Genomic DNA, 24,898 nt, shown 5'->3' with positions numbered 1-24,898 from the left:
AAAGCGACTGCGACCGAGGGGAGGAGCTTCTTGAGTAAATGGCGCATGCTGTGGAGCCTCCGTGATAGGAGTTCAGCATACATACAATAATATACTATCGCAACGCTAAGTATAAAGTCGCATAATGAAGTTTATGTTAAATAGTTGCACAGATTTTCTAGTTGCTGGGAGGTGTCGTTAATTAATCCCTGCTTACGATTTAACAACGGTCACTGCCTCAATCGCTTGAGCGCATCTGCAATTTCCTGCAATATAGGTGGCCCTAGGTCAGCCGCAAGCTCTTGTGCCCGTTCATACGCCGTAATTGCAGCCTCTGCCTCTCCAAGAACAGAATAGGCATTCCCCAAACGCATCCATCCATCAAGATCATCAGGCTCGTTTTCAAGGCGGTCAGCCAAACGCGCAACCATCGAAAGAATAAACGCCTGCCTGTCATCATCTGACATGTCTTGCGCGTTCGCAATGTCATCCGCTGTGGGGCCCGGTGCATTCACCGTTGGCGCAAAGTCTGCCAATGAAAGTGGTGTCTTCCCAATCCCGTCACCTATGCGGTTTGCCTCTGCCACAAGGCTTTCCATCCAAGGATAAAAGCCATCCGCCGCATCCAGGCGTTCTATCAGCAGGTCATAGCCGCGCAATGACTCGCCCTTTTGCGACAGTGCGACAGCCTTGTAATAGACGCTAGCCGGGTTGCCAGGGTTCATTGCTATTGCGCGATCAATTGCAGCTTCGGCTGGTGGTGTGACCACGCCTTGCTCTGCGTAGATCAGTGCCTCCGCCAACATGGAAAAAACGGCTGAGTCCGCTTCAGGGCGCTCAGAAACAACCTTGAACGCTTCAGCCGCATCTTCAAACCGGCCCATGCGAATGTAGGTTTGCCCCAAAAGCATCCAACCTTCGCTTGGCCCACCATCTGGATCACTCACAAGCCTCTCGTAGAGCTGGGACGATAAATCGGCGATTTGGGCGGCCTCTTCCCGTTCGGCGGTACGGTCAGCAAAGGCTAGGCTATCGATCTCGGGTGATCCCATCGTCATGTAATAGCCTCCCGCAAACAATGGCACGAAGACAGCGCCAAGGATCAAAACGATGCGGCCGCCGGTGTTCGTCGCAATTCTGCGTGTTTCCGCCTTGCGTGACTGCATCAAAATGCGCCGCTTGATCTCTTGCTCGGCAGCTTTTGCCTCCGCTTCTGAGATAACACCGCGATCCAGATCGCGCTTCACCTCTTCCAACTGATCCAAAAGCACCGCTGGTGTGGTATCTTCGGGAATGGCGGCGATTTGAAACCTCCCGCGCAGTGGCATCGCCATCAGCGTCAGCGCGAACAGGGAAAGAAGTAGGAAGAACAGCCAGATCATGTTTTTTCACTCACTTTGTTCTGCTCGATGAACTGCGCTACTTCTGCTTCTTCAGCAGCAGACAGGCCTGTCACCGTCTTCCGTCTTCGGCTGGCTGACAGCACCACCCATCCAATCAGAAGAGAGGCCAAAGCAAGTATGAAGGGTGCGAGCCACAGTGCTGCCGTTGAGACATTGAACGGAGGGCGCATCAAAACATAGTCACCATATCGCGCATGGACGTAGTCGACTACTTCGACATCACTATCTCCCGCAATCAGACGCTCTCTGACTAGGATGCGCAGGTCACGGGCGACACCGGCGTTTGAGCTATCAATGTCCTGGTTCTGGCAGACGACGCAGCGCAGTTCTTTCGATATCTCCCGCGCGCGTTGCTCTAGCACTGGATCTTGCAATATCTCATCCGGCTCGACCGCAAAAAGGGTTGCGGGCAAGACCAGAAACAACACAACAGCAAGGTGTCTCATCCACCTACCCTTCTTTCCAAGGCACCGGCTTGAACCAGTGCTTCTCTAAACTTTCCGACGGCATCATCACCGACCACAGGACCAACATATCGGTAGAGAACGGTGCCATCCGCTCCGACGATAAATGTCTCAGGGACACCGGAAATGCCCCACTCGATCCCGGCTCTGCCTGTGCTGTCAGCCCCGATCTTTTCGTAAGGGTTGCCGAGTTCGGCCAGCCAGCGCGTTGCATCCTCGGGCTTGTCTTTGTAATTGATCCCGAAAAGACGCTGCCCCTCGCTTTCGACAAGCCGGGTCAGGACCGCATGTTCGGCACGGCATGGCACACACCAAGAGGCAAAGACATTCACGATCACAGGGCCCGGATTGCCAACAAGATCGGTCCGCGCAAAGCTTGGTGTCGCTAATCCCTCGACGTCCATGAGCGTGAACTCTGGCGCCTGTTGGGAAATCAAGACTGAGGGGATATCATTCGGATCCCGGTCTGGATCGAGACCCCACAAGAAGAACCCTCCAAAGACAACCGCGATCAGTAGCGGAATAAGGGCAAGAGCACGTGTCATCCTTATTCCGCCGGAACCTGCGCCGAATCTGATATCTTCTTGGCCGCACCGCGACGCGGCGCACCAACGCGCAACCGCCGGTCCGAGAGAGATAGCCCACCGCCCAAAACAAGCATGGCTGATCCAATCCAGATGAAATTGACCAAAGGCTCGTAAAGAATGCGCAGTGTCAACGCGCCCCCTGCCCCGGCTTCTTCTGATGCTGGTCTGGCGATAGAAGCGTAAAGGTCACCAGCCATCGTCGAGCGAATAGCGCTTTCAGTCGTGTTGCTCTCCGCCACTGGGTAGTAGCGGCTTTCCGGAAAGAGCTCTGTTACAAAAACCCCGTCTTGTCTAACGGTTAGTTTGCCGCGATCGGCGACATAGTTTGGTCCACGAACCCGTTCAAGGCCCTCGAATGTGACATCAAATCCTGCAATTTCGATCTGGCTGCCCGGCTGAACAAAGACAATCTCCTCGGTCTTCCAAACGCTTGAGCCGATGAAACCAAACATAGCGACAGCAAGTCCGGCATGTGCGAGGGTCATGCCATAGACGGATCTGGGAAGGTTAGCCGCACGCCTGCGTGACTCTGTGAACGGCACCTCAAACAGTTTAATCCGCACTGTCCACTCTTTGAGGGTCGCCATGAAAAGCCAAATGGCGAGAAGGATGGATAAATAGCCAAGCACCGGACCGCCGCGCACGATGTACCAGACCGCGAGTGTCGCCAGAACTGTCAGAACCGCGACAATCCGCAGCCTTTGAAGTACACCCGGTAGGTCTGCACGTTTCCAAGACAGGAACGGCCCGATGCCCATGACGAAAACCAACGGCAGCATAATCGGTATGAAGGCTGCATTGAAAAATGGCGGCCCGACAGACAGCTTTTGGCCGCCCGTCAACGCTTCATAAAACAGCGGATAAAGTGTTCCAAACAGGACGATGCCTGTCGCTGCCGCAAGGATCAGGTTGTTGACGAGCAAACCTGCCTCTCGGCTGATCGGTTTGAAGATGCCACCTGGTTCCATGACGGGTGCACGCCACGCAAAAAGTGCTAAAGAGCCACCGATCGACACCGCCAGAAGACCCAGAATGTATAAGCCACGTTCAGGATCGACTGCAAAAGCATGAACAGAAGTCAGCAGACCTGACCGAACAATAAATGTACCAAGTAGCGAGAGCGAAAATGTCAGGATCGCCAGCAGGATCGTCCAGCTTTTGAAGGCGTCCCGCTTTTCTGTGACGATGGCAGAATGCAAAAGCGCCGTGCCCATCAACCAAGGCATGAAGCTGACATTCTCAACCGGGTCCCAGAACCACCATCCGCCCCAACCAAGTTCATAGTAGGCCCACCAGGACCCTAGCGCGATGCCAGCGGTAAGGCTGAGCCAAGCCGCGAGCGTCCAAGGGCGGACCCATCTTGCCCAAGCCGCATCTACCCGACCTTCTATTAAGGCCGCGACGGCGAAGGAAAACACGATGGAGAAGCCGACATACCCAAAATAAAGCAGTGGCGGATGCATCGCCAAGCCGACGTCTTGCAGCAATGGGTTAAGGTCTTGCCCGTCTATCGGGGGCGGGAAGACACGGTCAAACGGGTTCGATGTGAACAACATGAAGGTGATGAAACCAACGCTGATCCATGCTTGCACCGACAGGGTCCGGGCCTTTAGACTATCTGGGATGTTAGAGCCGAAAACAGAAACAGCGGCACCAAATACTGTCAAGATCAGCACCCACAGCAACAGCGAACCTTCGTGACTGCCCCACGTTCCAGCAATTTTGAACAACATGGGTTTGAGCGAATGCGAGTTTTCAACGACGTTTTTGACCGTAAAGTCGCTCAAGACGAAAGCCTGTAGCAGAGCAAAGAACGCGATGGATGCAAAAAAAACCTGTCCTAGTGATGACCACTTTGCGGATTGCATCCATAGAATATTGCCGCGGGCAGCACCTAGAATAGGCAGTACACTTTGAACAATCGCCATGGCAAGCGCGAGCGCCAGTGCGAAGTGACCGATCTCTGGTGTCATGTGAAGCTTACCCCTGTCTAGGTGTTTGCGCGAATGCGAGATACCTGGAATTTATCAAGTGATGCTAAAGGCTGTTAGGGGTGCGTTTGTCACCATTTGTAACCAAAATCCGCAACATAACATTACAAAACACCGATGCGTCAGACCTTTACCCTGATGCAGACGATCCCGATATTTGTTGTACAAATGGAAAGGAAAGAAGATGTCGATTAAACGTGTTTTGGTACTCGCTGCGTTGGTTTCAGCCGGAATGTCGCAGATAGTTTTTGCTGATGAAGATCCTGGAGACACCTTAGATGCAGATACGGATATGATGTCAGAAATGGATAACGGTAGCGGTATGGGCATGGGTGGCGACGCGTCACAAATGGGAATGATGAACGGCAATATGATGCGCATGATGATGCAGATGCATGAGAACATGATGGGCAGTAGCGGCCAGATGGGTATGATGAATGGTGCCAACCGGATGGCTATGATGGACCGCGATATCATGGGCATGATGATGCCTGACGGTGATCCTAAAAATATGGCACCGCATATGGCGGTCAAGATGCAGGAGTTTGATGCAGACTCTGATGGCGCCTTGACGCTCGAGGAATTTGAAGCACTGCACACCAACGCGGTACGTGACCGGATGGTGGATCGCTTCCAGCATCTTGATGCGGATGCAGATGGTGCAGTCACGCAAGAAGAGATGCAAGCGGCGGGGACGCGGATTGGTGCCATGGGTAACATGTCCGATGACGGTGCCGCAGACCATCTTGGGGATGACAATTAAATCAGGAGGCCCGTAATGGCGCACTTTCTCACCCGCCGTAAGGTAATGACGACGTTGGTTGCAACCGCTGTCATGCCATCATTCGGATCAGCGCAAACATCTGACATTTGGTCAGTAGGTCAAGTATTTGAGGCGCTGAAAACCGACCAAATCCGTTTAATTGATGTGCGTTCGCGCGCGGAATGGGACGAGACTGGTTTGGCAGAAGGTGCATGGGCGATCAGTCTACATGAGGACCGGTTCCCAGAGCGCCTTTTTGCAGCGCGAGACCTTGCAGATGGGCGACCTGTCGCCCTGACCTGCGCGACTGGCGGTCGGTCTGGCAGCGTGATGCGCAGCCTGCGCCAAGCCGGATACAGCGGTTTTATTGATGTATCTGAAGGTATGCTCGGATCATCATTGGGACCCGGCTGGATCGCCGCCGGTCTTCCTGTTGTTGATATGGAGACGGCACTGGCGACGTTGCCAGATGGCCTTGTCTTAGCCCCCTAGAACTGTGCCAGTATATTTTGGCAAAGGGAGTAAGGAAACATGGCTCGAAAGCGTTATTCTGATGAAGATGTGTTGAAGTTATTGCGCGAGATTGATGTTCATTTGCACGATGGTTTGGACGTTGTGAATGCGTGTCGCAAAGCTGGGATTTCAGATAAGAGTTATTATTACTGGCCTAAGAAGTTTGGAGGCCTTTCTCGTTCGCAGGTTTCTGAGATGAAATCGCTCAAGAAAGAAAACGAGCGCTTGAAGAAGATCGTCGCTGACTTGCAGTTAGACAAATTGATCCTGAAGGAGAGCCTTGATCATCTAAAGCCGCGGGCCTGACGCGGGCTCAGCTTCGTCAGGCTGTTATTCATACGCGTCAAAAGCTGGATATTTCTGAGCGGCGTGCTTGCGCTGTTCTGAATGTAGCCCGCTCAACTCTGCGCTATCAAGCCAAACCAGTAGATGACAACGAACTACGCTTGTCGATGATCCGGCTGGCCAAGCAATATGGGTGGTATGGTTATAGGAAAGTCACAGCCCTGCTGCGCATGGAAGACTGGCGTGTTAACCACAAGAGGATCGAGCGCCTCTGGGGTGAAGAAGGTTTGCAGCTGCCGCGCCGGCACAAGAAGCGCAAACGGCTTTATCATAAAGACAGCTCCATCATCAGGTTGCGGCCCACACACCCCAACCATATTTGGGCGATCGACTTTGTGCACGATAAGCTTAGCAATGGGCGCAGCTATAAAATGCTGACGGTTCTGGATGAATACACCCGTGAGGCGCTCTGCGTGGCAGTGCGATCCAAAATGAATGCGCATGATGTTTTGGATGCATTGCACCCGCTGCTGATGAAACATGGCAAGCCAGCGTTTATTCGCTCTGACAACGGTCCCGAGTTTATTGCCACGCATCTGCAGGACTGGCTGAAGAAGGTTGGGATCAAACCGATGCAAATCTATCCAGGCAGCCCTTGGGAAAATGGATACAACGAACGCTTTAACGGCACCTTGCGAAAAGAAGTCCTCAACGCTGAATGGTTCCACACCACCAAACAAGCCCAAGTCGTTATCAATGTTTGGCTCAGGCAATACAATCAGATCAGACCTCACCATGCCCTAAACATGAAACCACCCGTACCAGAAACCTTATTAGAGAAACCAAAAATCAATGGACGAATATAGGGGGCTAGACAGTATTGGGAAGCCTGATACCGTGCCAATGGATCATGGTCCCCTCCTCAAGCGTGTTCTCAAGGCGGGCCGATAGGGTGTCGTTTTGAGGCAGCCTGATTTCTGGACCAGGGACAGAGTTGTTGAAACCCAGCATCTCGATCATGCGCCCGTTGACCGACAACCCCACTCTTGTAGGACGTAAGATAACGCTGCTTTCTGCCGCCAGTATTGGCTGGGGCAGCGCTGCCGCACTTAATCCAATAAGCAACTGCCGTCGATTGATGTTCATCATCTACCTTTTGGGTTCGATCAGCACCTAAAAAGCATAGATAGAGCCCTGCCGAAAGGCCGCATCAGTCAGACATTTTGATACATTTCTGAACTCTTCATTGAAGGACGACAGGTATATCACTGGGACTGATCACATCACCTGAGCGAGCACATCAATGCTGTCTGCCAGCCGAAATTTCTTATTCACGGTTCTGAGTATCCTCTGGGCATCCATGGTAGTGGCTGAGGTCTCGGAACCCTACACCAACCCTGCTATAACCGCGCGGTTGATTTCGGTGGAGAATGCGGTTCCTCCCAATGCGACGACGCTTTCCCTTGGATTGGACCTCAAACTTGAGGAAGGTTGGAAAGCATACTGGCGCTCACCGGGCGAGGTTGGTTTGCCACCACAAATTTCTTGGGATGGGTCGCAGAACCTTGCCAGTGCAGAAATTCTATGGCCTGCCCCCGAGAGGTTCACCGCGTTTGGCATCGAAAATTTCGGCTATCACGACCGGGTTGTCCTGCCTGTTCAGATTCATTTGCAAGAAGCCGGTGAGCCGGCGCTGTTAAACGCGAGCGTAACCTTGCTGACATGCTCCGAAATCTGTGTTCCACATGATTTCACCTTAAGCCTTTCACTGCCCGCTGGAGTCGGGATCGACCTGAATGCGGGTGATCTGATTACTGAGTACGCGCGCAAGGTTCCCTTGGACCCTGCTGCAAGCGACATCGTTGTCGAAACAGCAGTCATCACCGATGATGCGCTTTATGTGACTGCCAGTTCCGAGAACCGCTTTGTTGCGCCGGATGTTTTTCCTGAAATGGGTCCTAGCTTCACCTTTGGTAAGCCTGATATCAGAACCAATAGTTCTGGAACGGAAGTATGGGCAAAGCTGCCCCTTTACGCCCGCGATGCTGTTGTTCCACTGGTACAGGTAACGCTGACAGATGGCTCACGTTCTGTCACGGCAAACCCAGCTTGGTCGCAAGATGTACCGCAGGCACCTTTCACACTGACAGAGGGTCGGCCCGACCTGTCTCAGATCATGACAATCGCCATGTTTGCGCTGCTGGGTGGATTGATACTAAACGTCATGCCCTGCGTGCTGCCTGTTCTTTCCATCAAGCTGACGTCAGTGCTGAACCAAGCTGACAAACCTGCGCAACAAGTCCGCTACGGCTTCCTGATGTCAGCTCTTGGCGTCTTGGCCTTCATGTGGGTCCTCTCAGCTACAATTCTGGCACTGCAATCCGTTGGGGTCACCGTGGGCTGGGGTGTGCAGTTTCAAAGTCCTGTATTCCTGACGATCATGTTTTTGGTGCTCGCAGTTTTTGCGGCAAATCTGTTCGGCGTATTCGAGATCTCATTGCCATCCGGATTGCAAACGCGGCTAGCGCGATCTAGCGGGCGCGAAGGATATGGCGGGGACTTTGCCACAGGTGCTTTCGCAGCCGTATTGGCCACACCGTGCTCTGCACCCTTCCTTGGCACAGCTGTTGCCTTTGCCCTGACAGGGCAGCCAGTTGATGTGATTGTAGTGTTTACGGCGTTGGGTCTTGGGCTCGCCCTGCCTTATCTCCTTTTTGCATGGAAGCCCGGCTTGATCAGACTGATGCCAAAGCCTGGACGCTGGATGGTTGTTATCAAATGGGTTCTGGGCTTGCTTCTAGCGGCAACGGCGGCTTGGTTATTGTGGGTCCTAAGCGGCGTAGCGGGGGTGCAGGCCGCAGCATTTTTGCTTGGCTTGGCGACCCTTTTCGTGGCGATTGCAGCTATTCCAAAGATTGGTAGCTTGACCCGAGTTGTCTCACTCACCGTCATCGCGATTTTCGGTCTTGCCATGACCGGTAGCGTGACCTCGCCACCAGAGGCGAAACAGGTTGATCAGGATTGGGTCGTCTTCGACCGTGGCGAGATCCCCCGCCTTGTGTCCCAAGGCAAGACGGTTTTCGTCGATGTTACCGCAGACTGGTGTCTGACCTGTAAGGCAAACAAGGCATTGGTCCTAGATCGCGCACCTATTTTTGACCGGCTTCAAGGTAACGATGTCATCGCTATGCAAGCTGATTGGACACGTTCCGACCCCGCCATTTCGCGATATCTGGAGTCTCATGACCGTTTTGGGATTCCGTTCAATATTGTGTATGGGCCAAATGCGCCTGATGGGATCATTCTATCAGAGGTGTTATCAACGGCCGCCGTGATGGCAGTCCTGGACGAGGCTGCTTTGCGCTGAGCACATGCTCTCTTCTAATACATGATGATGCGGTAAAAGTTGTCGGAGGTGCGACAGAAGGCGTGTTCGTTAAACCTAGCGATGCCCGATCCAGCCACGATTGTCTGTAAATGGGCGGCTTGGTGTGATTGTTGTATCCATGTACTCACTCGGCATTCCGTCAAGTGGCGGAAGCGGTACAGGAGACGCTATCAGGATAGTATTGGCGTAGCCGCGCGCACTAACGGGTCCCATGACTGCGGATACGTGCGGATAAAGCTGCGAAAGGATGGCAAAAGTTCCTCGGGCCAGCCGTCCGTCTGGCTTGTCGATTAGGTTCACATAGACTGGTCCGGCGACAATCTCGCGCAGTCGCTGATAGGTCTCCAGCGTCACCAGATGGGCGGGGACAGATCCGGATGAAAACGCATCCATAACAACCGCATCAAACTGGCGTTCTGTTTCATTGATAAACCTTCGCCCATCCGCATGAACGATCTCGAGCCGTCTGTTATTTCGGATTACAGAGCCGGCCCAAGGGAGGTTTTCTTTCGCCACTGCAGTTATAAGCGGGTCTATCTCGACCGCTACGGCTCGTGCTAGTGGGCGCATACTCAACAACTGACTTGGCAACGTATACCCGCCGCCACCCACAAAGAGTACGTTTGCATCTGTAGGCAGATCAAGCGACATGCGCGCCCATAGCATTTGCGTATAACGCAGAACCAATGCGCCCTCTTGCGATCGAGCACCGTTAGAATTGATCCGCTCAGCCGCTTGCGTAATGCGGTCTGAAAATAGGCGAACTTCACCGTTGCGCTGACCGACGTCGATGCAGGATAAGCCTGATTCATATCGACAGACCGGCCCATTCGTAAGGCCTAATGCGATGATCAATCCAGCAGGTGCGATCACCCCGATCAAACTCTGCCGTCCACCGCGTACAAAGGGCACGCACAGCAAAGCAATCGCCCCGCACCCTGCAAAGGTCAGTGCTGATCCCAGAAAGGGTAATGCGACAAACCCTGCCAGAACCGCCCCTGCGATGGCACCCAATGAACCGGCCGCCAGCACAACACCGAGCGATGACCCTTCTCGGCCGGGCCGCGCCTCGACGGCCAGCTTGGCCAAATAAGGGGAAGGAAAGCTGACAAGCACTGACGCAGGAAAGAACGCCACAATAACCGACAGGATCATCCCACCCGTGTTGCGCGCACCCAATCCATACAAGACCGAAAGGACGATGGGTGAAAACGCCATCAAGAGCGCGGTTGCGATCAGTGACCTTCTGACGATCCTTGCGGCAACGTCCTGTTCGCGTTCTGCAATCAACCCGCCGAGCGCGCTACCCAGTGAAAACCCTGCCAGAACTGTCGCAATGACGGTGGTCCATGTCACCAGTGACGTCCCGAAAAACGGGGCCAAAACGCGGCCGGCTGCAATTTCATAGGTCAGTCCAACCGCGGACAGCACCAGAATAAGGCCGACCGTCTCCCAAAACCGCATGACAGGCCCCCCAGTTTCAATTACGTGGCCTGATACAATGTCATCACACACGTCGCAATTACCCTCAAACCCGCACGTGTTTTGCCATTGTGCTGGCTGAAAGATTTTACGTAACGGTAATTGAGGTATCGACCAAGATAACCCGCACGCTTGAGACATCTTGCCGCGCACTTTGGACGTATACCGCGATGGACAGCTATTCTGAAGCAGCCGAAGAAATTGCTACCTGCCGGAAATCTCTTCTAGCCGACCCTTACCGTCGTCATCATACCGGCTTCGAGGTGATACGCATTGTGACAGTGTAGCGGCCACTCACCAGCATTGTCCGCATCAAATTGGATCGTCACACTCTCCATTGGTGGAACAATGACTGTATCACGCATAGCGCCGCGCAATCGACTTTGCCCCAGTCCTACCACCTGAAAATGATGGCCGTGCAGATGCATTGGATGGGACATCATTGTTTGGTTGCGAAGGACAATTTCCACACGTTCGCCGAATCCCATGTCCAAGGGTGTATGATCGCCAAAGGCGGCACCATTGATACCCCAAACATAAGACGTCATGTCACCTGTCAGATCGACCGCAAATCTACGTTCAACTGGGCGTTCTGCTAGGGGGTTCAATGCCGAAAGTTGCCGTTCCAGATCAAGGAGGATGGGAGCAACAATTGTTTCCGCTTCATTTTGCAGTCGCGTAATTTCAGCACCTTGCGTTGCCAAGATTATGCCAGTGCGGGTTCGGTCACCTTCACGCTGTGCGAGTATCGGGAAAGCGCCACCAGACTGTGGCACCTGAATATCGATGTCGAGTCGCTGGGCCATTGCTAGTTCAAACCGCCGCCCGAAGACGGGCTTCACGTTCATGCCATCAACGGCCATGAGGCTCGCATTCAAAGTGCCTAGATCGACCCAAAAATTGGTCGAAGACGCCGCGTTGATGATCCTGAGGCGAACTTTGGCTCCACGATCGACCTGCACCACTTCGGGGTCAGTTAGATCGCGATCGTTTGCGAGATATGCGTCAAACGTGACATCGTTGAGGTCCATCTCGCCCATATCAATCTGGCCGTGATCCATGCCTGCCATAGGTTGGGTCATGTTCATTTGGCTATGATCCATGGTTGGCATACTGGCATTCCCGCCACGCACCATGCCCATGTCCATTGCCGCCATACCAGAGCCAACCGGGGCGATCGTGCCACCACGCAATCCCGCAAAAATTTCCTCAGGCGGGGTGAAGCTGAAATCCTGCAACAGTATAGTCACGTCTTGTCGGTCGATGTCGCGTTCATTATCGGCGCGCACGATCAAGGGTGCAGCCATCAGATTGGCCTCTTGTAATCCGTGGTGCGAATGCATCCAGTTCGTACCGGCCCGCTCCAGATCAAACTGGTAGTCGTGCGATCCACTGCCCTGAATGACAGCTTGGGAGACATTGCTTCCGTCTGACGCAAAAGGTGGTGTCAATCCATGCCAATGGATCACGGTTGGCTTGGTCAGATCATTGGTGACCTGAACATTAAAGCCATCCGACTGGAAAATATCCAGTCCCTGCTTGCCTTGTGCGTTGGTGATCCCAAAAACCGTCGCGGCCCTGCCGCTCACATCAAGCGTGCGCATCCCAACTCTTAATTGATGCGGTTGAATGGTCTGAGCTTGCGCCATTCCCGAACCGAGACTGACTGATGTTAACAAAGCTGACGAAGACGTTTCGAGGAATGAACGACGGGAGAGCATGATAGGTTGTTCCTGATTAAGCGAAGGACATTGTTGGTGTAGAGGTTTTCGGCTTGCCTGAGCTTACCGCTATCGGTCAGATCAAGTTTACAGAATGTCCGCCGCCATCTTTCGAAGCATGGCAACGATTTCGTTAACTGACCCTAGGATTCGGCTAGCACCCCAAGCACTTTCCACATCCGTAAGACTTCCTGTCAGTGGAAGGTCAAACTAGTTATTCTCACGACTTCGAGATCATCAAGATGGCCGTCCCGAACATCACCCGTTTGTTTCTCAGGGGCATGACAAGGTCTAGCAATCAAACACTTAGACTGATTGTGCGGACTTTGTTTCCCAATGGCAGCAATGATGCCCCGCAAGGAATATGGTCAAACAGGGAGCAGTCCGACAACCGCCGATTACGCAACCTGACGTCTGGAAATTGCCGAGAGTGTTTCAGTCATCGTGCTGCTCCCATTTGATATATGCCTTGGTTTCGGTCTCCCATTTTTCGTCGATTTCGACGAGCACTGCGGTTGAAAGGCGCTCCAGCGAGTCGAGGTTTGGAAAGACCCTGACCTTTGAGGTGCGCCGCTTGAGTTCCTGCTGGATTGGCCGCTCGATGCCGTTCGATGTGCGCATGCGTTTTTGGTGGGCGTCGGGCAAAGTGAAGACTGCGAGCCCCTCGGGCACATTGCTTTCCAACCAGTCGGCGAAGTCTGGATGCTTGTCGCGATAGCTGGCCACGAGAGCGGTCAGTTCCGCCTCGGCGGCTTGAAGCGATGACGCGTTCCAGACAGATCTGAGCTGTTTTCCGATGCGTTTTCTGATGTCGTTGTTGGGGCCGTGCTGTACGGCGTTCTGGGCCAGATGGAATTGGCAGCGTTGCCAGGTTGCCGCCCCCAGTATAGCGCGCCGTGCCGCTTTCAGCCCGGCATGGTCATCGGAGACAATGAAGGTCGCGCCACGCATACCGCGGGCTTGCAGGCTTTCCAGGAATGCGCGCCAATGCACCTCGGCCTCGGAGAGTGCCACGGAGAGGCCCAGAACGTGTCTGCGCTCATCCAGCCCCACTCCGATGGCCGAAAGCACTGCTACATCGCGTACAACGCCGTCATGGCGGGCCTTTTCGTAGCGCGCATCCAGAATGAGGTACTTCATCTGGTCGAGGGGGCGGTTGCGCCACGCGGCCAGTTCTTCATCCAGCAGCTTGGTAGCCCGGCTCACTTGCGTCGAAGAGAGGCTCTCGATCCCGAACTCGCGCATCACGTCCTCGGCCTGGCGCGTGGAGACGCCTTTGATGTACATCTCGGCCACTGCCAGCATGACCGCGCGCGAAGATCGTTGCCCGCGTTCAAGGGACTGGGGGTAAAACGGATCGTCCCCATGGCCCGCCGTCTTGGGCACCTGAATGGTGACGGTTCCGGCAGGGGTGTCGATCTGCTTGGGTTTGTAGCCATTGGCGTATCCCAGCCTCTCCGGTGTCCGCTCATAGTGTGCTGCCTTCAGGTGCTGTTCTCGTTCAACTTGCATCGCCAGCTCAAAAAGCTGGCCGAAAACCCGCGCCATGCCTATAGCTCCGTTAGCGATCAGATATTCCATGATCGCGTGAATCGTCGTATCGTCTCGTAGGTCCATTCGCTTCCTCCATGAATGTTTTCCAACTCCATGGGATAGCACGATGGCGCCGCGTTTTACTGGGGGGCATGCCCCCCAGTAAAACGCATCAAAGCGCAAACCTCAGACAAATTTCCAGACATCAGGTTACAGTACCACCGGCTGTCATAGCGTGCCTTGGCCGACATTATTTCCTCCTCTTTCTGTTGATAGAGGAAGAACAACTATCGGGTGCTGGAGGGTTCGAAGAAACGAAAGCGGTGCGTTGCCCCCACGTTGATCAGTTTACTGGCTTTTTCGCTTTCCAACGTTTTGCCAGCCTGAGCACTTCGAAGCGCAGTTCGTCTGCTGGCGGAGTGCTTGGGTCGAACGCGCCACCATACCATTCTTTGAGGCTTGCGTGTTCTGGGTGCTTGGGGTCGGCCATGGCCTCAACGAACTCTTCATATCCGGGGAAGCCGCCGACGTCTTCTGGCGGGCATCGGCCCGAGATGTCTGTCAGACGGGGATAGAGGTCACCGGGGATTGGATCGGTGATCTTGCTGATCTGCAGCATATGTTCCCAGCTATCGCCGAAGTCATAGATGTAGCGGATGGTGCGCGCGCCGGTGTCTTCGAGAACCCCGGCCAATGTGGTTTTGTTTGCAGGCAGGTCATCGCCGCCAAAGTCCGGGTCGGGCAGCCCCCAGGTCGTGCCCTCTGCCTCGAACATGTAAAGATGGGAATTGGTCCAGCCCATGGCGGCCTGCAGCGTCAGGTGCAGGCGGTCCAGGCGGATGTCAGCGGGCACTTGCAGGATACGGGTGACGGCAGGCTCGATATACTCAAGCGTGACCTTCAATTCGATGATGCTCATGTGCGCTCCCCTTCCGGCATGCCCTGTTGTAATTCCATGGCAGCAGCGCGTCGATATCAGATTGTTTGTGGCCGTTCACAATGGCTGAGAGTGTGTCAGCCAGATAGGCGTGCGGATCGACTGCATTGAGTTTGCAGGTCTCGATCAGGGAGGCGATGATGCCCCAGTTTGCAGCGCCAGCATCGTGACCGGCAAAGAGCGCGTTTTTGCGGTTCAAGGTGATGGGGCGGATGGTCCGCTCGACGGCATTGGAGTCCATCTCGATGCGGCCATCGGCGAGGAACATGCAAAGGCCATCCCAGTATTTGGCGATGTACTTGAGCGCTTCGCCCAAGGGTGCTTTGGATGAGACACGAGCGCGGTTGTCAGTCAGCCATGTTTCAAAATCGGCGATCAAAGGGGCCGAACGGTCTTGCCGTGCGGCCAGTCGAGCTTCGGCGGTCAGACCCCGGATATCCTTTTCGATGCGGTAGAGGGCGGCAATCTGTTTTAGCCCCTCTTCTGCGATAGAGGCTGTACCGGATTGTGCGACCTCGTGCAGTTTGCGACGTGCGTGCGCCCAACAATATGCCAATGCGACACTGCCGCTCGTGCGTTTGAGCAGGCGATTGTAGCCTGCATAGCCATCCACTTGCAGGATGCCTGAGAAGCCCCTCAAAATATCATCCGCATATTGCCCCGATCTTCCCGGCGCATAGGTGAAGGCCACGCCCGGCGGTGCTGTGCCGCCCCATGATCGATCATCGCGGGCCAGCGCCCAGAAGTAGCCGGTTTTGGTTTTGCGTTTTCCAGGATCGAGCACTGGGGCGCGGGTCTCGTCCATGAAGAGCTTGGTGGATTGCTTCAGGTCAGCCATCAGCGCATCAAATACCGGCCGCAACTCATAGGCCGCCTTGCCAACCCACCCTGCGAGGGTCGAACGGTCCAGATCGACGCCCTGGCGGCTGTAAATTTGAGCCTGACGATACAGCGGCAGATGATCTGCGTATTTGCTGACCAGCACATGTGCCACGGTGGCCTCTGTCGGCATACCGCCGGGGATGAGGCGCGCAGGTGCGGGTGCCTAAACGATCCCGTCTGTGCAGGATCGGCAGGCATACTTCGGGCGTCGGGTCACGATCACACGGAACTGGGCGGGAATGATGTCCAGCCGTTCAGTTTTATCCTCACCAATCACATGGCGCTCGCTGCCGCAGCCGCAGATTGTGCTGTCGGGCGCAATCACCTCTTCGATGCGTGGCAGATGTTTGGGGAGCGACCCACGATTGGTCTTACGCGGCTTTGCCGTGGGCGGCGCAGGCGGATCAAGGGCTTCGTCTTCGGCATGAACCGCCGCCATTGCCGTTTCGATGTCTTCCAGCGCCAGCTCAAATTGCTCAGGACTGGCTTTCTCGGAGCGCGCGCCGAACAAGGCGCGTTTGAAGTCAGCGACCAACTTCTCCAGCCGCTGGATGCAATCTTCCTTGCGTTCAATAACAGCGTCCCGATCCGCAACCAACGCATCCCGCTGAGCAATCTCAGCCTGAGGAGGCAGGATCATGGCCTTCAGTGTATCAATATCATCTGGAAGATTTGAACCCATCATCATGGCGGGTACCTATCAAAAGATGCCACCAATCACCCGTGTAAAAGTCTGCCTGATTCACTCTGCCGCAGTCGGCGGACGTGCTGCCAAAGCCTTCACTTTCCGCCAGTCCAATCCCGAGAACAGTGCCTCAAACTGGGCATGGTTCAGAGCCATCAGACCGTCTTTGATTGCTGGCCACGTGAAGGTCGTTTCCTCCAGCCGCTTGTAGGCCATCACCAGCCCGGTGCCATCCCAGTAGAGCAGCTTCAGCCGGTCCGCCCGCTTCGCGCGGAACACAAATACGGTCCCGGTGAACGGCTCTTTGCGCAACTCGGTCTTGACCAGCGCCGCCAGCCCGTCATGGCCTTTGCGGAAGTCTACCGGCTTGGTCGCCACCACGATCCGCACCCGGTTCGAGGGGAACATCATGCGCGTGCGGACAGCGCATGGGCAATCTCGGCAATCCGGTCAGGCGGGGTTCCCGCATCCAAGCGGATGATGATCGAACCCTGCACAATCTCAACGGCACTTTCCGGCGCAGTCGCAGATGGTGGTGCCTCGGGCTCCAGAACCACCGGCGCAAAATCGGCTCCCGTCAAATCCGGCACAACCAACTTCCCGTCCTTCGCCAACCGCCGCCACGAAGACAGATGAATGGGCCGCAAATCATGTCGCCGCGCCACCTCGTTGACCGTCACACCGGGCACTAGCGTCTCCGCAACAACCCGGCCCTTGAACGCATCAGACCAGTTCCGCTTGCCCGAAGGCCCAACCATGACCTCCATACGGCCAATGTCCTCCATATGGTGCTCTATATGTCCTACCAACGCCGTCTCCTTTCCAAATCTACTCTTGGAAACGGACTCGCAGATCAGGATGACGTCAGGAAGGTGGGCACGGCGCACCGCTTACGAAGAAACCAGAAAAATCGATATCTATTTGGCCATGAGGTCAGATGCCCCGCGACAGATCCTTCAGGATCGGACAGTCAGGGCGATGGTCGCCTTGGCAGGCCTCAATGAGATGAGACAGGGTCTCGCGCATAGATTTGAGCTGTGCAATTTTGTTGTCGATCTCAGTCAAATGTTCTTTGGCCACTGCCTTTACCTGAGCACTCTCGCGGGTCTCATCTTCGTACAAGCTCAGCAAGGTACGACAGTCTTCGATTGAAAACCCCAAAGCCCGCGCGCGTCCCAAGAACGCGAGCTTGTGAATGTCGCTTTCACGGAAACTGCGGTACCCATTGTCACTGCGCAGCGGGCGGACGAGATTAATGTCTTCATAGTAACGGATCGTCTTTGGCGGCAATCCCGAGCGTTCAGAAACTTCTCCGATATTCATTGCGAACTCCTATTCTGCGGGCTGCGTTGTCAATTGGGGTGATCTGCCCTTGAGTGGCGCTGCATCGGGCATTTTTGGCCTGATGCGCCGCAAACGCAGGGCGTTGGTCAGAACCGAGACTGATGAAAGTGCCATGGCACCGGCAGCGAAAACCGGTGACAGAAGCAATCCAAAGGTCGGGTAAAGCGCACCTGCCGCAACCGGGATCAAGGCAACGTTATATCCAAATGCCCAGATAAGGTTCTGGTGGATGTTGCGCATTGTCGCCTGTGACACCTCGGCCGCATTCACAACACCGCGCAGGTCGCCGGACATCAACACGACGTCTGCGCTCTCGATGGCGACATCAGTTCCTGTACCAATAGCAATCCCAACATCGGCGTGTGCAAGTGCAGGCGCATCATTAATGCCATCGCCGACAAAGGCGATCTTGCGTCCGCCTTGCCTTAGTCTTTCAAGAGCCTTCACCTTTCCATCAGGTAATACGCCAGCAATCACCTCGTCGATCCCAACCGCACGACCGATGGCATCAGCCGTCTCCTGTTTGTCCCCAGTAATCATCGCGACCTTGAGCCCGCGGGCGTGCAAAGCTTCGATGACGCTGGCACTGGACGCTTTGACAGGGTCAGCAACAGCGATCACGGCAGCCAGAGATCCGTCGATCGCCGCGTAGAGCGCTGTCCTCCCCTGCTCTGCCAGTGAGCGTTCGTCAGCCTCAAGCGCTTTGGTGTCGATGTTTTGCTGCGCCATAAATCGGTCTGCACCGACAAGCACTTTTCGACCGTCGACCATAGCCTCGACGCCGTAGCCGGTCACGGATCGGAAATCTGTCGCAGTGGGGAAATCCAGACCTTCCTCGACGGCCGAGCGCACGATGGCCTCGGCAACAGGATGTTCTGACTGCGCTTCAACAGCAGCTATTAGGGCGAGGGTTCCGGAGCGTTCAAAGCCTTGTGTGGTGATCAAGTCTGTGAGTGTTGGTTGGCCTTCAGTCACAGTGCCGGTCTTGTCCAGCGCGATGATTTCAACTTCGTTGAGATGCTGCAGCGCATCACCTTTGCGGAACAATACACCCATTTCGGCAGCCCGTCCGGTACCGACCATAATTGAGGTGGGCGTTGCCAAGCCCATTGCACAGGGGCATGCGATAATCAGGACTGATACGCCTGCAACCAACGCAAAGGTCAGGGCGGGATCAGGACCGATCAAAAGCCAAACAATAACGGTCAGCAGTGCAAGTGCCAGAACAGCGGGCACAAACCACATGGTGACGCGGTCCACCAAACCCTGGATGGGCAACTTTGCACCCTGCGCCTCTTCGACCATGCGAATGATCTGTGCGAGGGTCGTATCTGCACCAACCCGTGTGGCTGCGAAGGTCAGGCTGCCGGTGCCATTGACGGTCCCGCCAGTGACGAAATCATCAGCGCTTTTTGGCACTGCAAGCGGTTCGCCGGTGATCATGCTTTCATCAACGTTGCTGCTGCCTTCAGTGACGGCGCCGTCAACCGGAATCCGTTCACCGGGGCGCACAAGGACGAGATCGCCTATTGCAAGCCTGTCGATGTCGACCTCGACGGTTTCACCATCACGCAAAACGCGGGCTGTCTTTGCTTGCAATCCCAAGAGCGCTTGAATCGCGGCGCCGGTTCTTCCTTTGGCACGTGCCTCGAGCCACCGCCCAAGCAAAATAAGCACAACAATAACAGCTGCTGCTTCAAAGTAGACCGCACGGACACCATCCGGCAGCACCTGCGGCAGGAATGTTGCGACAACCGAATAGCTCCATGCTGCACCTGTACCGAGAGCCACGAGGCTGTTCATATCAGGCGTACGTCTCAGCAGAGCGGGGATACCCTTAGCGAAGAACCCCCACCCCGGGCCAAAGAGAACAATCGTCGCAAGAACAAATTGAATGAGCCAAGATGTTTGAATGCCGATGGTACGTTCGATCAGATGGTGAAAGCTGGGGATTGTATGCGCACCCATTTCCAGAACAAACACGGGCACAGTAAGGATGGCTGCGAAAACAACGCGATTCAGGAGGGCCTTTGCTTCATCGGCTTTGTTCTCTGAACGCGAGGCCTGCGCGTCTGCTTGCGCGACTTCGGCCGGGTAGCCAGCGTCGCTGCTGACAGCGACAAGGTGTTCGGCTGTCGTCGCCCCGGTGACATACACAATAGTTGCATTTTCCGCCGCGAGGTTGACCGACGCCTCAAGCACGCCGGGTGCCGTCATGAAGGCTTTCTCGACACGTCCAACACAGGACGCGCATGTCATTGATGCGATGTTCAATGTGATACGCGACGTACGGGCGGGATATCCAAGGTCGGTCAAAGCATTGACGGCGGATTTCAGGCCGTCCGGCCCAGAAACCGTCACCGTCGCCGCCTCTGTCGCAAGATTAACGGTTGCGTTGGTCACGCCATCCACACCGTTTAACCCCTGCTCGACCCTGCCGACACAGGAAGCACAACTCATGCCTTCGATGGATAAATTGACGGTTTCTTGTTCGGTCATCGTGCGGCTCCTGTGAACTCTCGCAATAGAGATAAGGCTTCCAGCCACTGGAAGCTCAAGGCCTAAGTTGGAATTTTTTCAGATTTAACAAATTTCGGGTTGACCCTCCACCAACTGGAAGCCGCATCTTAAGGGAAGAAGATGAACGGAGAGCGATATGATTTTCAGCGTACCCAGAATGAGTTGCGGCCATTGCACCTCGGCAATTGAAAAGGGCATCAAAGCCAAAGATCCGTCGGCGGTTGTCACCACCGACCTTGATCTACGCTTGGTCACTGTTCAAAGCAACCTTACGCAATCTGACGTCCAAACAGCGATCGTTGGTGCAGGCTATGAAGCCTCCGCCGCTTAGTTATTTGCGCGGGCCTGATTGACCAGGCTGATCATTTGGTCAGCATCAATCAGGCCCGGCGCCAGACTGTCGCCAATCACGAATGAGGGCGTTCCGCTAAATCCCATTGCACGGCTCAGACGCATGGACGTCGCAATATGCTCGTCGATCTCGGGCGCGTTCATATCCCGGCGCAGTTGTACGACATCAAGGCCAATGTCTTCGGCGGCGCGCATGACACTTGCTTCTTCTGCCCGACCGCTCAGCTCCATCATTGCCCAGTGAAACTCTTCATATTTGCCTTGGTTGCGCGATGCCAATGCAGCGCGTGCCGCAAAGACTGACCCTTCGCCCAAAATCGGCCACTCACGGTAGACCACACGTACATTCGGGTCTGCCGCAAGCAAGGCCTCCATATGTGGCTTTACTCGCCGACAGTACGGGCAGTTGTAGTCAAAGAATTCGACCACAGTGACGTCGCCATCAGGGTTTCCGAGCACGGGCGCATTCGGGTCGCGCTCAAGGGCTTCTCTCTCTGTTGCCAGAACCTGAGCAGCAACCAGCGCCTGGTTAGCCTGCTGTTGTTCTTCAAAGAGTTGCGCGGCCTCAAAGACAATTCCCGGATTTTCGCGAATTGCTTCCAGCACAAGCTCTTTGATCCTGTCTTCGGTCAGCTCATCGGCGGCCGCCATGAACGGGATCACCAACATGGCAGTACTGATCAGTAGTTTCTTCATCGCTCATCTCCCTGCGCCGCTGTGTCAGCGGCAGTGCGCTCAGCCTGAGCAGCACGCACGCGCTCGGGCCATGTGGATTTTATGTAGGAAAGGATATTCCAGATTTCTTCGTCGCTGAGTTGTTCACCAAACCCGGGCATCCCACTGTCAAAATCCATGCCTTGCGCCGCCAAAGTCTCTCGGCCGCCAAGTTTGGTATAGGTGAATAGTAGGCTGTCGGCATGATGCCAAGTGTGACCAGTTTCATCGTGTGGGGGGGCTGGCAGGCGTCCGTCCGCTCCGGGACTGCGCCAGTTCTCTTGGCCTTCGAGGTTTGCACCATGACAGGACGCGCAATACTGTCCATAGAGCTCTGCCCCCGCTACAATATCGACTGGGAAATCCGATGGAGCCAGGGCAACCTCTTCTTCTGACTGCGCCAGAACAACAGCCCCTCCGGCCGCCAAGGCCAGAAAGCCAAACCCGAAAAGCAGCGTGCGGCGTGTCATGCCACCACAATCCGTGTCATCATCCCTGATGCGGCATGGGACAGCATATGGCAGTGCAGCAACCACTCTCCGGGATTATCCGCGACAAATGCAATCTCGCGCGAGGTGTTTCTTTCAAGAAGTGTCGTATCGCGGAGTGATCCGAGAGAACCATCCTCGGCGACTTCGTGAAAATGCATGCCGTGCAAGTGCATCGCATGCGGAAACGCAGTGTCGTTGCGAATTGCCACACGAACATGCTCGCCAATACTTACCCGCGCGAGAGGTGGACCATCCATTCCGTCGGCGGCGCCATTAAACGCCCAAAACCGACCAGCATCGACAATCTCGCGCATCGATTTTTCTTCGCCACCCAGTGTGGCGGTCCGCAATCCGCCCATGGCACCGCCTTCCATGTTCAAGGTCAGTGCGGTCGCCTTTCCAAGATCTACAGGCGTGTAATTATTCGGCGGCAGCGCATCAGGCGCCGCCCGTCTGGTGGTCGCTCCACCAGTGCCGACTTCAAACGCAACCTGACTGAATGCTTCTTGTTGCCCGAGGTGGACAAGATGCGCCGTCTCGCCTGAGTCCGCAATCACATCGATGATCAGGTCAACTCGCTGGGCAGGCCCCAAAACTAGCGCTTCCGTCACTTTCTGTGGGACCGCCAAAGGCATACCATCCAAAGCAACCGTCCATCCATCGAGACCCTGCAGTTGCAGCGGGAAGATCCGAGCGTTCGATGCATTGATCAAGCGCAGACGCAGACGCTCATTCTTACGTGTATTGAGGACCAGATTGTACGTCGCATTGGTGGTGATGAAGTTACCAATTCTACCTGCATGGCTGAGGGCATGCGACGCTTCAAAATCATCGTCCAGCTGGGCGGTATCGGGATTGACCAGCCAGTCATCCAAGACCAAAACCTCTTCGCGGTCGATGTCGATTCTATCGGCCTCTTCGACAATGAGTGGGCCGTATAGACCACGCGCGACCTGCTGCGTGGACATGTTGTGAGCGTGATACCAGTACGTGCCTGCATCAGGCGCGACAAAGTCGTAGTCGAATTCTGCGCCAGGCAGAACGGCGTTTTGGGTGAGGCCCGAGACACCATCCATCGCATTGTCGATGCGGATTCCGTGCCAATGGACCGACGTTGGTTGTGACAGAATATTTCGGAGCATGCGTTTGACCCGCGAGCCCTGCGCGACCCGTATCTCGGCACCTGGCGCATTCCCGTTAAAACCCCAAAGTGTCGTCCGACCATAGTCATCCGGCAAAAGTTGGACGCTGACCTCTTGTGCAGACAAGAGGTCAGCGTTTGCGTCGGCAAATGCACGTGAACTGGGGAGGGTTGCGAGTGCAGTTGCTGAAGCTATGAACTGGCGGCGGTTAAGGCTGCGCATAGATAAAAAACCTTTCTAGGTATCGCTGTCCATGATGTACGTCGCCATCGCGTTCAAATCATCATCGGTTAGGAACCTTGTGCCAAATTGAACTACCTCTGCCATAGATCCGCCAAAGACATCACCCGACGGGGTAATGCCTGAGCGCAGTGCATAGGCGAGGTCGTCTGCGGTCCAACCTTCCGCCAAAAGGTCACTTGAAAGTATCGAAGGCGCCTTTCCACCGACGGGCAGATCGGCGTTGCCTGAAAAACGCTCGGATATGATCCGTGCGCCTACAACATTCCTTGGTGTATGGCAGGCTGCACAATGTGTCGCCCCGTTGACGAGCACTTTGCCTCGATTCCAAGCATCACTCTTGTCCGGTTCAGGGGCGGTATCCGGGGTGGCCAAGAAAGCAGCCCGCCAAAGCTTGAGACCCCATCGTTGGTCAAACGGGAAGAAAACATCGTGCTCGGGTGCGGCTTCAGCCACTGGTGGCACCGTTTGAAACGCGACCCAAAGGTCTGCAATATCCTGATCCGAGAAGTTTGCATAAAAGGGATAGGTGAAGGTCGGATAATAAGGTTCGCCGTTGGGCGAGATGCCCTGACGGACCGCACGCGCAAAATCTTCGGCTGACCAACTTCCCATCCCGTAGTCAGAATCGGTGGTCAAATTCGGCGGATAGAACGTGCCGAAGTCTGTTTTGAGAGGTGCTCCTCCTGCGAGAGGTGCACCGCCCTCTTCCGCATTCGTATGGCACGCGATACATCCGCTCGCACGTGCGAGGTAGGCACCCTTATTCACATCGCCGAACAATGCAATCTCTTCAACTTCCTTGCCAATCGGCCAAACGATCGTAGCAGCCACTGTTCCGACGCCGGCAAGCAAACCTGCCCCGACAACCCAACGAAATATGCCCACGGCCTAGTCCTCCTCGGCGCGGAATTTTTGGTGACACGCAGAACATGTTTGCGCAACTGCAGCAAATGCTGTGTCTGTTGGCATGGTCGCGAACATATCGACTGTCATCATGTCGCCTGAGCCACTCATACCACCGCCCATTGCGGGCGCCTGATCGGATCCCATCATGCCGCCACCCATCATTGAAGCCGCTTGATCAGCTTGGCTCGCAGCCAAACCAACGTCGGCACTCAACTTCAGACCTTCTGCACGCAACTCCAACTGTTCGGCCAGCTCTACGAACTCGTCCCAGTCTTCCCAAACAGATGGCAACACTTTTGAGACTGGTTGAACCGAACCTTCTGGAAACAGGCTGGTCATTTGTTGGCCCGCATGTGTGACCATCACATCTGCACCGGCGCGCACCTGATCTGCATCAAAAGGTGTCCGGCCACGCATCATTGGGGTCAGCTTTTTAACGACATCACCCAAAGCGGTCATGCCTTGCATCCGCTCCAACACGACACCGGTTGCACCTTTGTGTGCCAAAGCTGCCGTTGCCGCGATGATGCTTGCTGTCGTCAGAATTACCAGTCCTGTGCGCATTCTCGTATCC

24 protein-coding genes and 1 pseudogene are annotated in these 24,898 nt (G+C 55.1%); 6 read left to right on the top strand and 19 right to left on the bottom strand.

What is annotated here, in order from left to right; translation table 11 throughout:
- Positions 1 to 209 precede the first annotated feature (209 nt).
- Genes ccmI through UM181_04460 form a run of 4 tightly spaced genes read right to left on the bottom strand, consistent with a single transcriptional unit; the run spans position 210 to position 4,406 of the window.
- Entirely contained in the window at positions 210 to 1,361 is a 1,152-nt protein-coding gene (gene ccmI, locus UM181_04475; GenBank protein WQC63866.1) for a c-type cytochrome biogenesis protein CcmI, read from the bottom strand.
- Positions 1,358 to 1,828, bottom strand: coding sequence for a cytochrome c-type biogenesis protein (locus tag UM181_04470; GenBank protein ID WQC63865.1), 471 nt, complete (start codon positions 1,826 to 1,828; stop codon positions 1,358 to 1,360). The genes ccmI and UM181_04470 overlap by 4 nt, the downstream gene beginning before the upstream one ends.
- Positions 1,825 to 2,391 (bottom strand): DsbE family thiol:disulfide interchange protein, encoded by a 567-nt coding sequence (locus tag UM181_04465; GenBank protein WQC63864.1) that lies wholly within the window; start codon positions 2,389 to 2,391, stop codon positions 1,825 to 1,827. Before UM181_04465 ends, UM181_04470 begins: the two co-directional genes overlap by 4 nt.
- Before the next feature lie 2 nt (positions 2,392 to 2,393).
- Positions 2,394 to 4,406, bottom strand: coding sequence for a heme lyase CcmF/NrfE family subunit (locus tag UM181_04460; GenBank protein WQC63863.1), 2,013 nt, complete (start codon positions 4,404 to 4,406; stop codon positions 2,394 to 2,396).
- Positions 4,407 to 4,608: 202 nt separating this feature from the next.
- Between UM181_04460 and UM181_04455 the strand changes: the two genes are divergently transcribed.
- Genes UM181_04455 through UM181_04440 form a run of 4 tightly spaced genes read left to right on the top strand, consistent with a single transcriptional unit; the run spans position 4,609 to position 6,851 of the window.
- On the top strand, positions 4,609 to 5,187 hold the full coding sequence (locus tag UM181_04455) for a calcium-binding protein (protein ID WQC63862.1): 579 nt from the start codon (positions 4,609 to 4,611) through the stop codon (positions 5,185 to 5,187).
- A 15-nt stretch (positions 5,188 to 5,202) separates the two neighbouring features.
- Positions 5,203 to 5,679, top strand: a complete 477-nt coding sequence (locus UM181_04450) for a rhodanese-like domain-containing protein (protein ID WQC63861.1) — start codon at positions 5,203 to 5,205, stop codon at positions 5,677 to 5,679.
- 39 nt (positions 5,680 to 5,718) lie between these two features.
- Positions 5,719 to 6,006, top strand: a complete 288-nt coding sequence (locus tag UM181_04445) for a transposase (GenBank protein WQC63860.1) — start codon at positions 5,719 to 5,721, stop codon at positions 6,004 to 6,006.
- Complete coding sequence (locus UM181_04440) at positions 6,003 to 6,851, top strand: IS3 family transposase (protein ID WQC64697.1); 849 nt, start codon at positions 6,003 to 6,005, stop codon at positions 6,849 to 6,851. Before UM181_04445 ends, UM181_04440 begins: the two co-directional genes overlap by 4 nt.
- Positions 6,852 to 6,855: 4 nt before the next feature.
- Here UM181_04440 and UM181_04435 read toward each other — a convergent pair whose 3' ends face one another.
- Positions 6,856 to 7,134 (bottom strand): multicopper oxidase domain-containing protein, encoded by a 279-nt coding sequence (locus UM181_04435; protein ID WQC63859.1) that lies wholly within the window; start codon positions 7,132 to 7,134, stop codon positions 6,856 to 6,858.
- Between the two features lie 154 nt (positions 7,135 to 7,288).
- Between UM181_04435 and UM181_04430 the strand changes: the two genes are divergently transcribed.
- A complete protein-coding gene (locus UM181_04430) occupies positions 7,289 to 9,352 on the top strand; it encodes a protein-disulfide reductase DsbD family protein (protein ID WQC63858.1) in 2,064 nt (687 codons plus the stop codon).
- A 75-nt stretch (positions 9,353 to 9,427) separates the two neighbouring features.
- On the opposite strand, the gene UM181_04425 is transcribed toward UM181_04430, so the two are convergent.
- From UM181_04425 to UM181_04385, 9 genes and pseudogenes are all read right to left on the bottom strand, one after another.
- Positions 9,428 to 10,837, bottom strand: coding sequence for a fused MFS/spermidine synthase (locus UM181_04425; protein WQC63857.1), 1,410 nt, complete (start codon positions 10,835 to 10,837; stop codon positions 9,428 to 9,430).
- Between the two features lie 242 nt (positions 10,838 to 11,079).
- The gene (locus tag UM181_04420; GenBank protein WQC63856.1) at positions 11,080 to 12,576 is read right to left on the bottom strand and encodes a multicopper oxidase domain-containing protein; all 1,497 of its coding nucleotides are present in this window, start codon (positions 12,574 to 12,576) and stop codon (positions 11,080 to 11,082) included.
- A gap of 435 nt (positions 12,577 to 13,011) precedes the next feature.
- Positions 13,012 to 14,193: an IS256 family transposase gene (locus UM181_04415; GenBank protein ID WQC63855.1), complete on the bottom strand. Its 1,182-nt coding sequence runs from the start codon at positions 14,191 to 14,193 to the stop codon at positions 13,012 to 13,014.
- 259 nt (positions 14,194 to 14,452) lie between these two features.
- On the bottom strand, positions 14,453 to 15,028 hold the full coding sequence (locus tag UM181_04410; GenBank protein ID WQC63854.1) for a plasmid pRiA4b ORF-3 family protein: 576 nt from the start codon (positions 15,026 to 15,028) through the stop codon (positions 14,453 to 14,455).
- Positions 14,997 to 16,616 (bottom strand): annotated as a pseudogene (locus tag UM181_04405) (IS66 family transposase). Before UM181_04405 ends, UM181_04410 begins: the two are co-directional and overlap by 32 nt.
- Before the next feature lie 54 nt (positions 16,617 to 16,670).
- Complete coding sequence (tnpB, locus tag UM181_04400; protein WQC63853.1) at positions 16,671 to 17,024, bottom strand: IS66 family insertion sequence element accessory protein TnpB; 354 nt, start codon at positions 17,022 to 17,024, stop codon at positions 16,671 to 16,673.
- Positions 17,021 to 17,422, bottom strand: a complete 402-nt coding sequence (locus UM181_04395) for a transposase (protein ID WQC63852.1) — start codon at positions 17,420 to 17,422, stop codon at positions 17,021 to 17,023. Before UM181_04395 ends, tnpB begins: the two co-directional genes overlap by 4 nt.
- Before the next feature lie 124 nt (positions 17,423 to 17,546).
- Positions 17,547 to 17,936 carry a Cu(I)-responsive transcriptional regulator gene (gene cueR, locus UM181_04390; GenBank protein ID WQC63851.1) on the bottom strand — a complete coding sequence of 130 codons (390 nt, stop codon included), beginning with the start codon at positions 17,934 to 17,936 and terminating at the stop codon, positions 17,547 to 17,549.
- A 9-nt stretch (positions 17,937 to 17,945) separates the two neighbouring features.
- Complete coding sequence (locus tag UM181_04385) at positions 17,946 to 20,456, bottom strand: heavy metal translocating P-type ATPase (protein ID WQC63850.1); 2,511 nt, start codon at positions 20,454 to 20,456, stop codon at positions 17,946 to 17,948.
- A 157-nt stretch (positions 20,457 to 20,613) separates the two neighbouring features.
- Between UM181_04385 and UM181_04380 the strand changes: the two genes are divergently transcribed.
- Positions 20,614 to 20,808 (top strand): heavy-metal-associated domain-containing protein, encoded by a 195-nt coding sequence (locus UM181_04380; GenBank protein ID WQC63849.1) that lies wholly within the window; start codon positions 20,614 to 20,616, stop codon positions 20,806 to 20,808.
- Here the strand turns inward: UM181_04380 and UM181_04375 are convergent.
- Genes UM181_04375 through UM181_04355 form a run of 5 tightly spaced genes read right to left on the bottom strand, consistent with a single transcriptional unit; the run spans position 20,805 to position 24,888 of the window.
- Entirely contained in the window at positions 20,805 to 21,524 is a 720-nt protein-coding gene (locus tag UM181_04375; GenBank protein ID WQC63848.1) for a DsbA family protein, read from the bottom strand. The two genes, UM181_04380 and UM181_04375, sit on opposite strands and share 4 nt — an antisense overlap.
- A complete protein-coding gene (locus UM181_04370) occupies positions 21,521 to 22,012 on the bottom strand; it encodes a cytochrome c (GenBank protein ID WQC63847.1) in 492 nt (163 codons plus the stop codon). Before UM181_04370 ends, UM181_04375 begins: the two co-directional genes overlap by 4 nt.
- Positions 22,009 to 23,397, bottom strand: a complete 1,389-nt coding sequence (locus tag UM181_04365; protein WQC63846.1) for a multicopper oxidase family protein — start codon at positions 23,395 to 23,397, stop codon at positions 22,009 to 22,011. The genes UM181_04370 and UM181_04365 overlap by 4 nt, the downstream gene beginning before the upstream one ends.
- Positions 23,398 to 23,412: 15 nt before the next feature.
- Positions 23,413 to 24,297: a c-type cytochrome gene (locus UM181_04360; protein ID WQC64696.1), complete on the bottom strand. Its 885-nt coding sequence runs from the start codon at positions 24,295 to 24,297 to the stop codon at positions 23,413 to 23,415.
- 9 nt (positions 24,298 to 24,306) lie between these two features.
- Positions 24,307 to 24,888, bottom strand: a complete 582-nt coding sequence (locus UM181_04355) for a cytochrome c (protein ID WQC63845.1) — start codon at positions 24,886 to 24,888, stop codon at positions 24,307 to 24,309.
- Between the last annotated feature and the right edge of the window lie 10 nt (positions 24,889 to 24,898).

The sequence above is a fragment of the Alphaproteobacteria bacterium US3C007 genome (assembly GCA_034423775.1).
Lineage (GTDB): Bacteria > Pseudomonadota > Alphaproteobacteria > Rhodobacterales > Rhodobacteraceae > Thalassovivens > Thalassovivens spotae.
The sequence above is the reverse complement of the archived record's forward strand: the minus strand, read 5'-3'. Positions and strand labels throughout refer to the sequence as shown.

What these genes read in the sequence shown, in the direction of transcription:
- UM181_04385 (WQC63850.1), bottom strand. Translation starts at nt 20,456, where the DNA reads ATGACCGAACAAGAAACCGTCAATTTATCCATCGAAGGCATGAGTTGT.
- UM181_04470 (WQC63865.1), bottom strand. Translation starts at nt 1,828, where the DNA reads ATGAGACACCTTGCTGTTGTGTTGTTTCTGGTCTTGCCCGCAACCCTT.
- UM181_04380 (WQC63849.1), top strand. Translation starts at nt 20,614, where the DNA reads ATGATTTTCAGCGTACCCAGAATGAGTTGCGGCCATTGCACCTCGGCA.
- UM181_04370 (WQC63847.1), bottom strand. Translation starts at nt 22,012, where the DNA reads ATGACACGCCGCACGCTGCTTTTCGGGTTTGGCTTTCTGGCCTTGGCG.
- UM181_04445 (WQC63860.1), top strand. Translation starts at nt 5,719, where the DNA reads ATGGCTCGAAAGCGTTATTCTGATGAAGATGTGTTGAAGTTATTGCGC.
- UM181_04450 (WQC63861.1), top strand. Translation starts at nt 5,203, where the DNA reads ATGGCGCACTTTCTCACCCGCCGTAAGGTAATGACGACGTTGGTTGCA.
- cueR (WQC63851.1), bottom strand. Translation starts at nt 17,936, where the DNA reads ATGAATATCGGAGAAGTTTCTGAACGCTCGGGATTGCCGCCAAAGACG.
- UM181_04425 (WQC63857.1), bottom strand. Translation starts at nt 10,837, where the DNA reads ATGCGGTTTTGGGAGACGGTCGGCCTTATTCTGGTGCTGTCCGCGGTT.
- UM181_04455 (WQC63862.1), top strand. Translation starts at nt 4,609, where the DNA reads ATGTCGATTAAACGTGTTTTGGTACTCGCTGCGTTGGTTTCAGCCGGA.
- UM181_04460 (WQC63863.1), bottom strand. Translation starts at nt 4,406, where the DNA reads ATGACACCAGAGATCGGTCACTTCGCACTGGCGCTCGCGCTTGCCATG.
- UM181_04355 (WQC63845.1), bottom strand. Translation starts at nt 24,888, where the DNA reads ATGCGCACAGGACTGGTAATTCTGACGACAGCAAGCATCATCGCGGCA.
- tnpB (WQC63853.1), bottom strand. Translation starts at nt 17,024, where the DNA reads ATGATGTTCCCCTCGAACCGGGTGCGGATCGTGGTGGCGACCAAGCCG.
- UM181_04420 (WQC63856.1), bottom strand. Translation starts at nt 12,576, where the DNA reads ATGCTCTCCCGTCGTTCATTCCTCGAAACGTCTTCGTCAGCTTTGTTA.
- UM181_04375 (WQC63848.1), bottom strand. Translation starts at nt 21,524, where the DNA reads ATGAAGAAACTACTGATCAGTACTGCCATGTTGGTGATCCCGTTCATG.
- UM181_04430 (WQC63858.1), top strand. Translation starts at nt 7,289, where the DNA reads ATGCTGTCTGCCAGCCGAAATTTCTTATTCACGGTTCTGAGTATCCTC.
- UM181_04465 (WQC63864.1), bottom strand. Translation starts at nt 2,391, where the DNA reads ATGACACGTGCTCTTGCCCTTATTCCGCTACTGATCGCGGTTGTCTTT.
- UM181_04415 (WQC63855.1), bottom strand. Translation starts at nt 14,193, where the DNA reads ATGGACCTACGAGACGATACGACGATTCACGCGATCATGGAATATCTG.
- ccmI (WQC63866.1), bottom strand. Translation starts at nt 1,361, where the DNA reads ATGATCTGGCTGTTCTTCCTACTTCTTTCCCTGTTCGCGCTGACGCTG.
- UM181_04435 (WQC63859.1), bottom strand. Translation starts at nt 7,134, where the DNA reads ATGATGAACATCAATCGACGGCAGTTGCTTATTGGATTAAGTGCGGCA.
- UM181_04410 (WQC63854.1), bottom strand. Translation starts at nt 15,028, where the DNA reads ATGAGCATCATCGAATTGAAGGTCACGCTTGAGTATATCGAGCCTGCC.
- UM181_04365 (WQC63846.1), bottom strand. Translation starts at nt 23,397, where the DNA reads ATGCGCAGCCTTAACCGCCGCCAGTTCATAGCTTCAGCAACTGCACTC.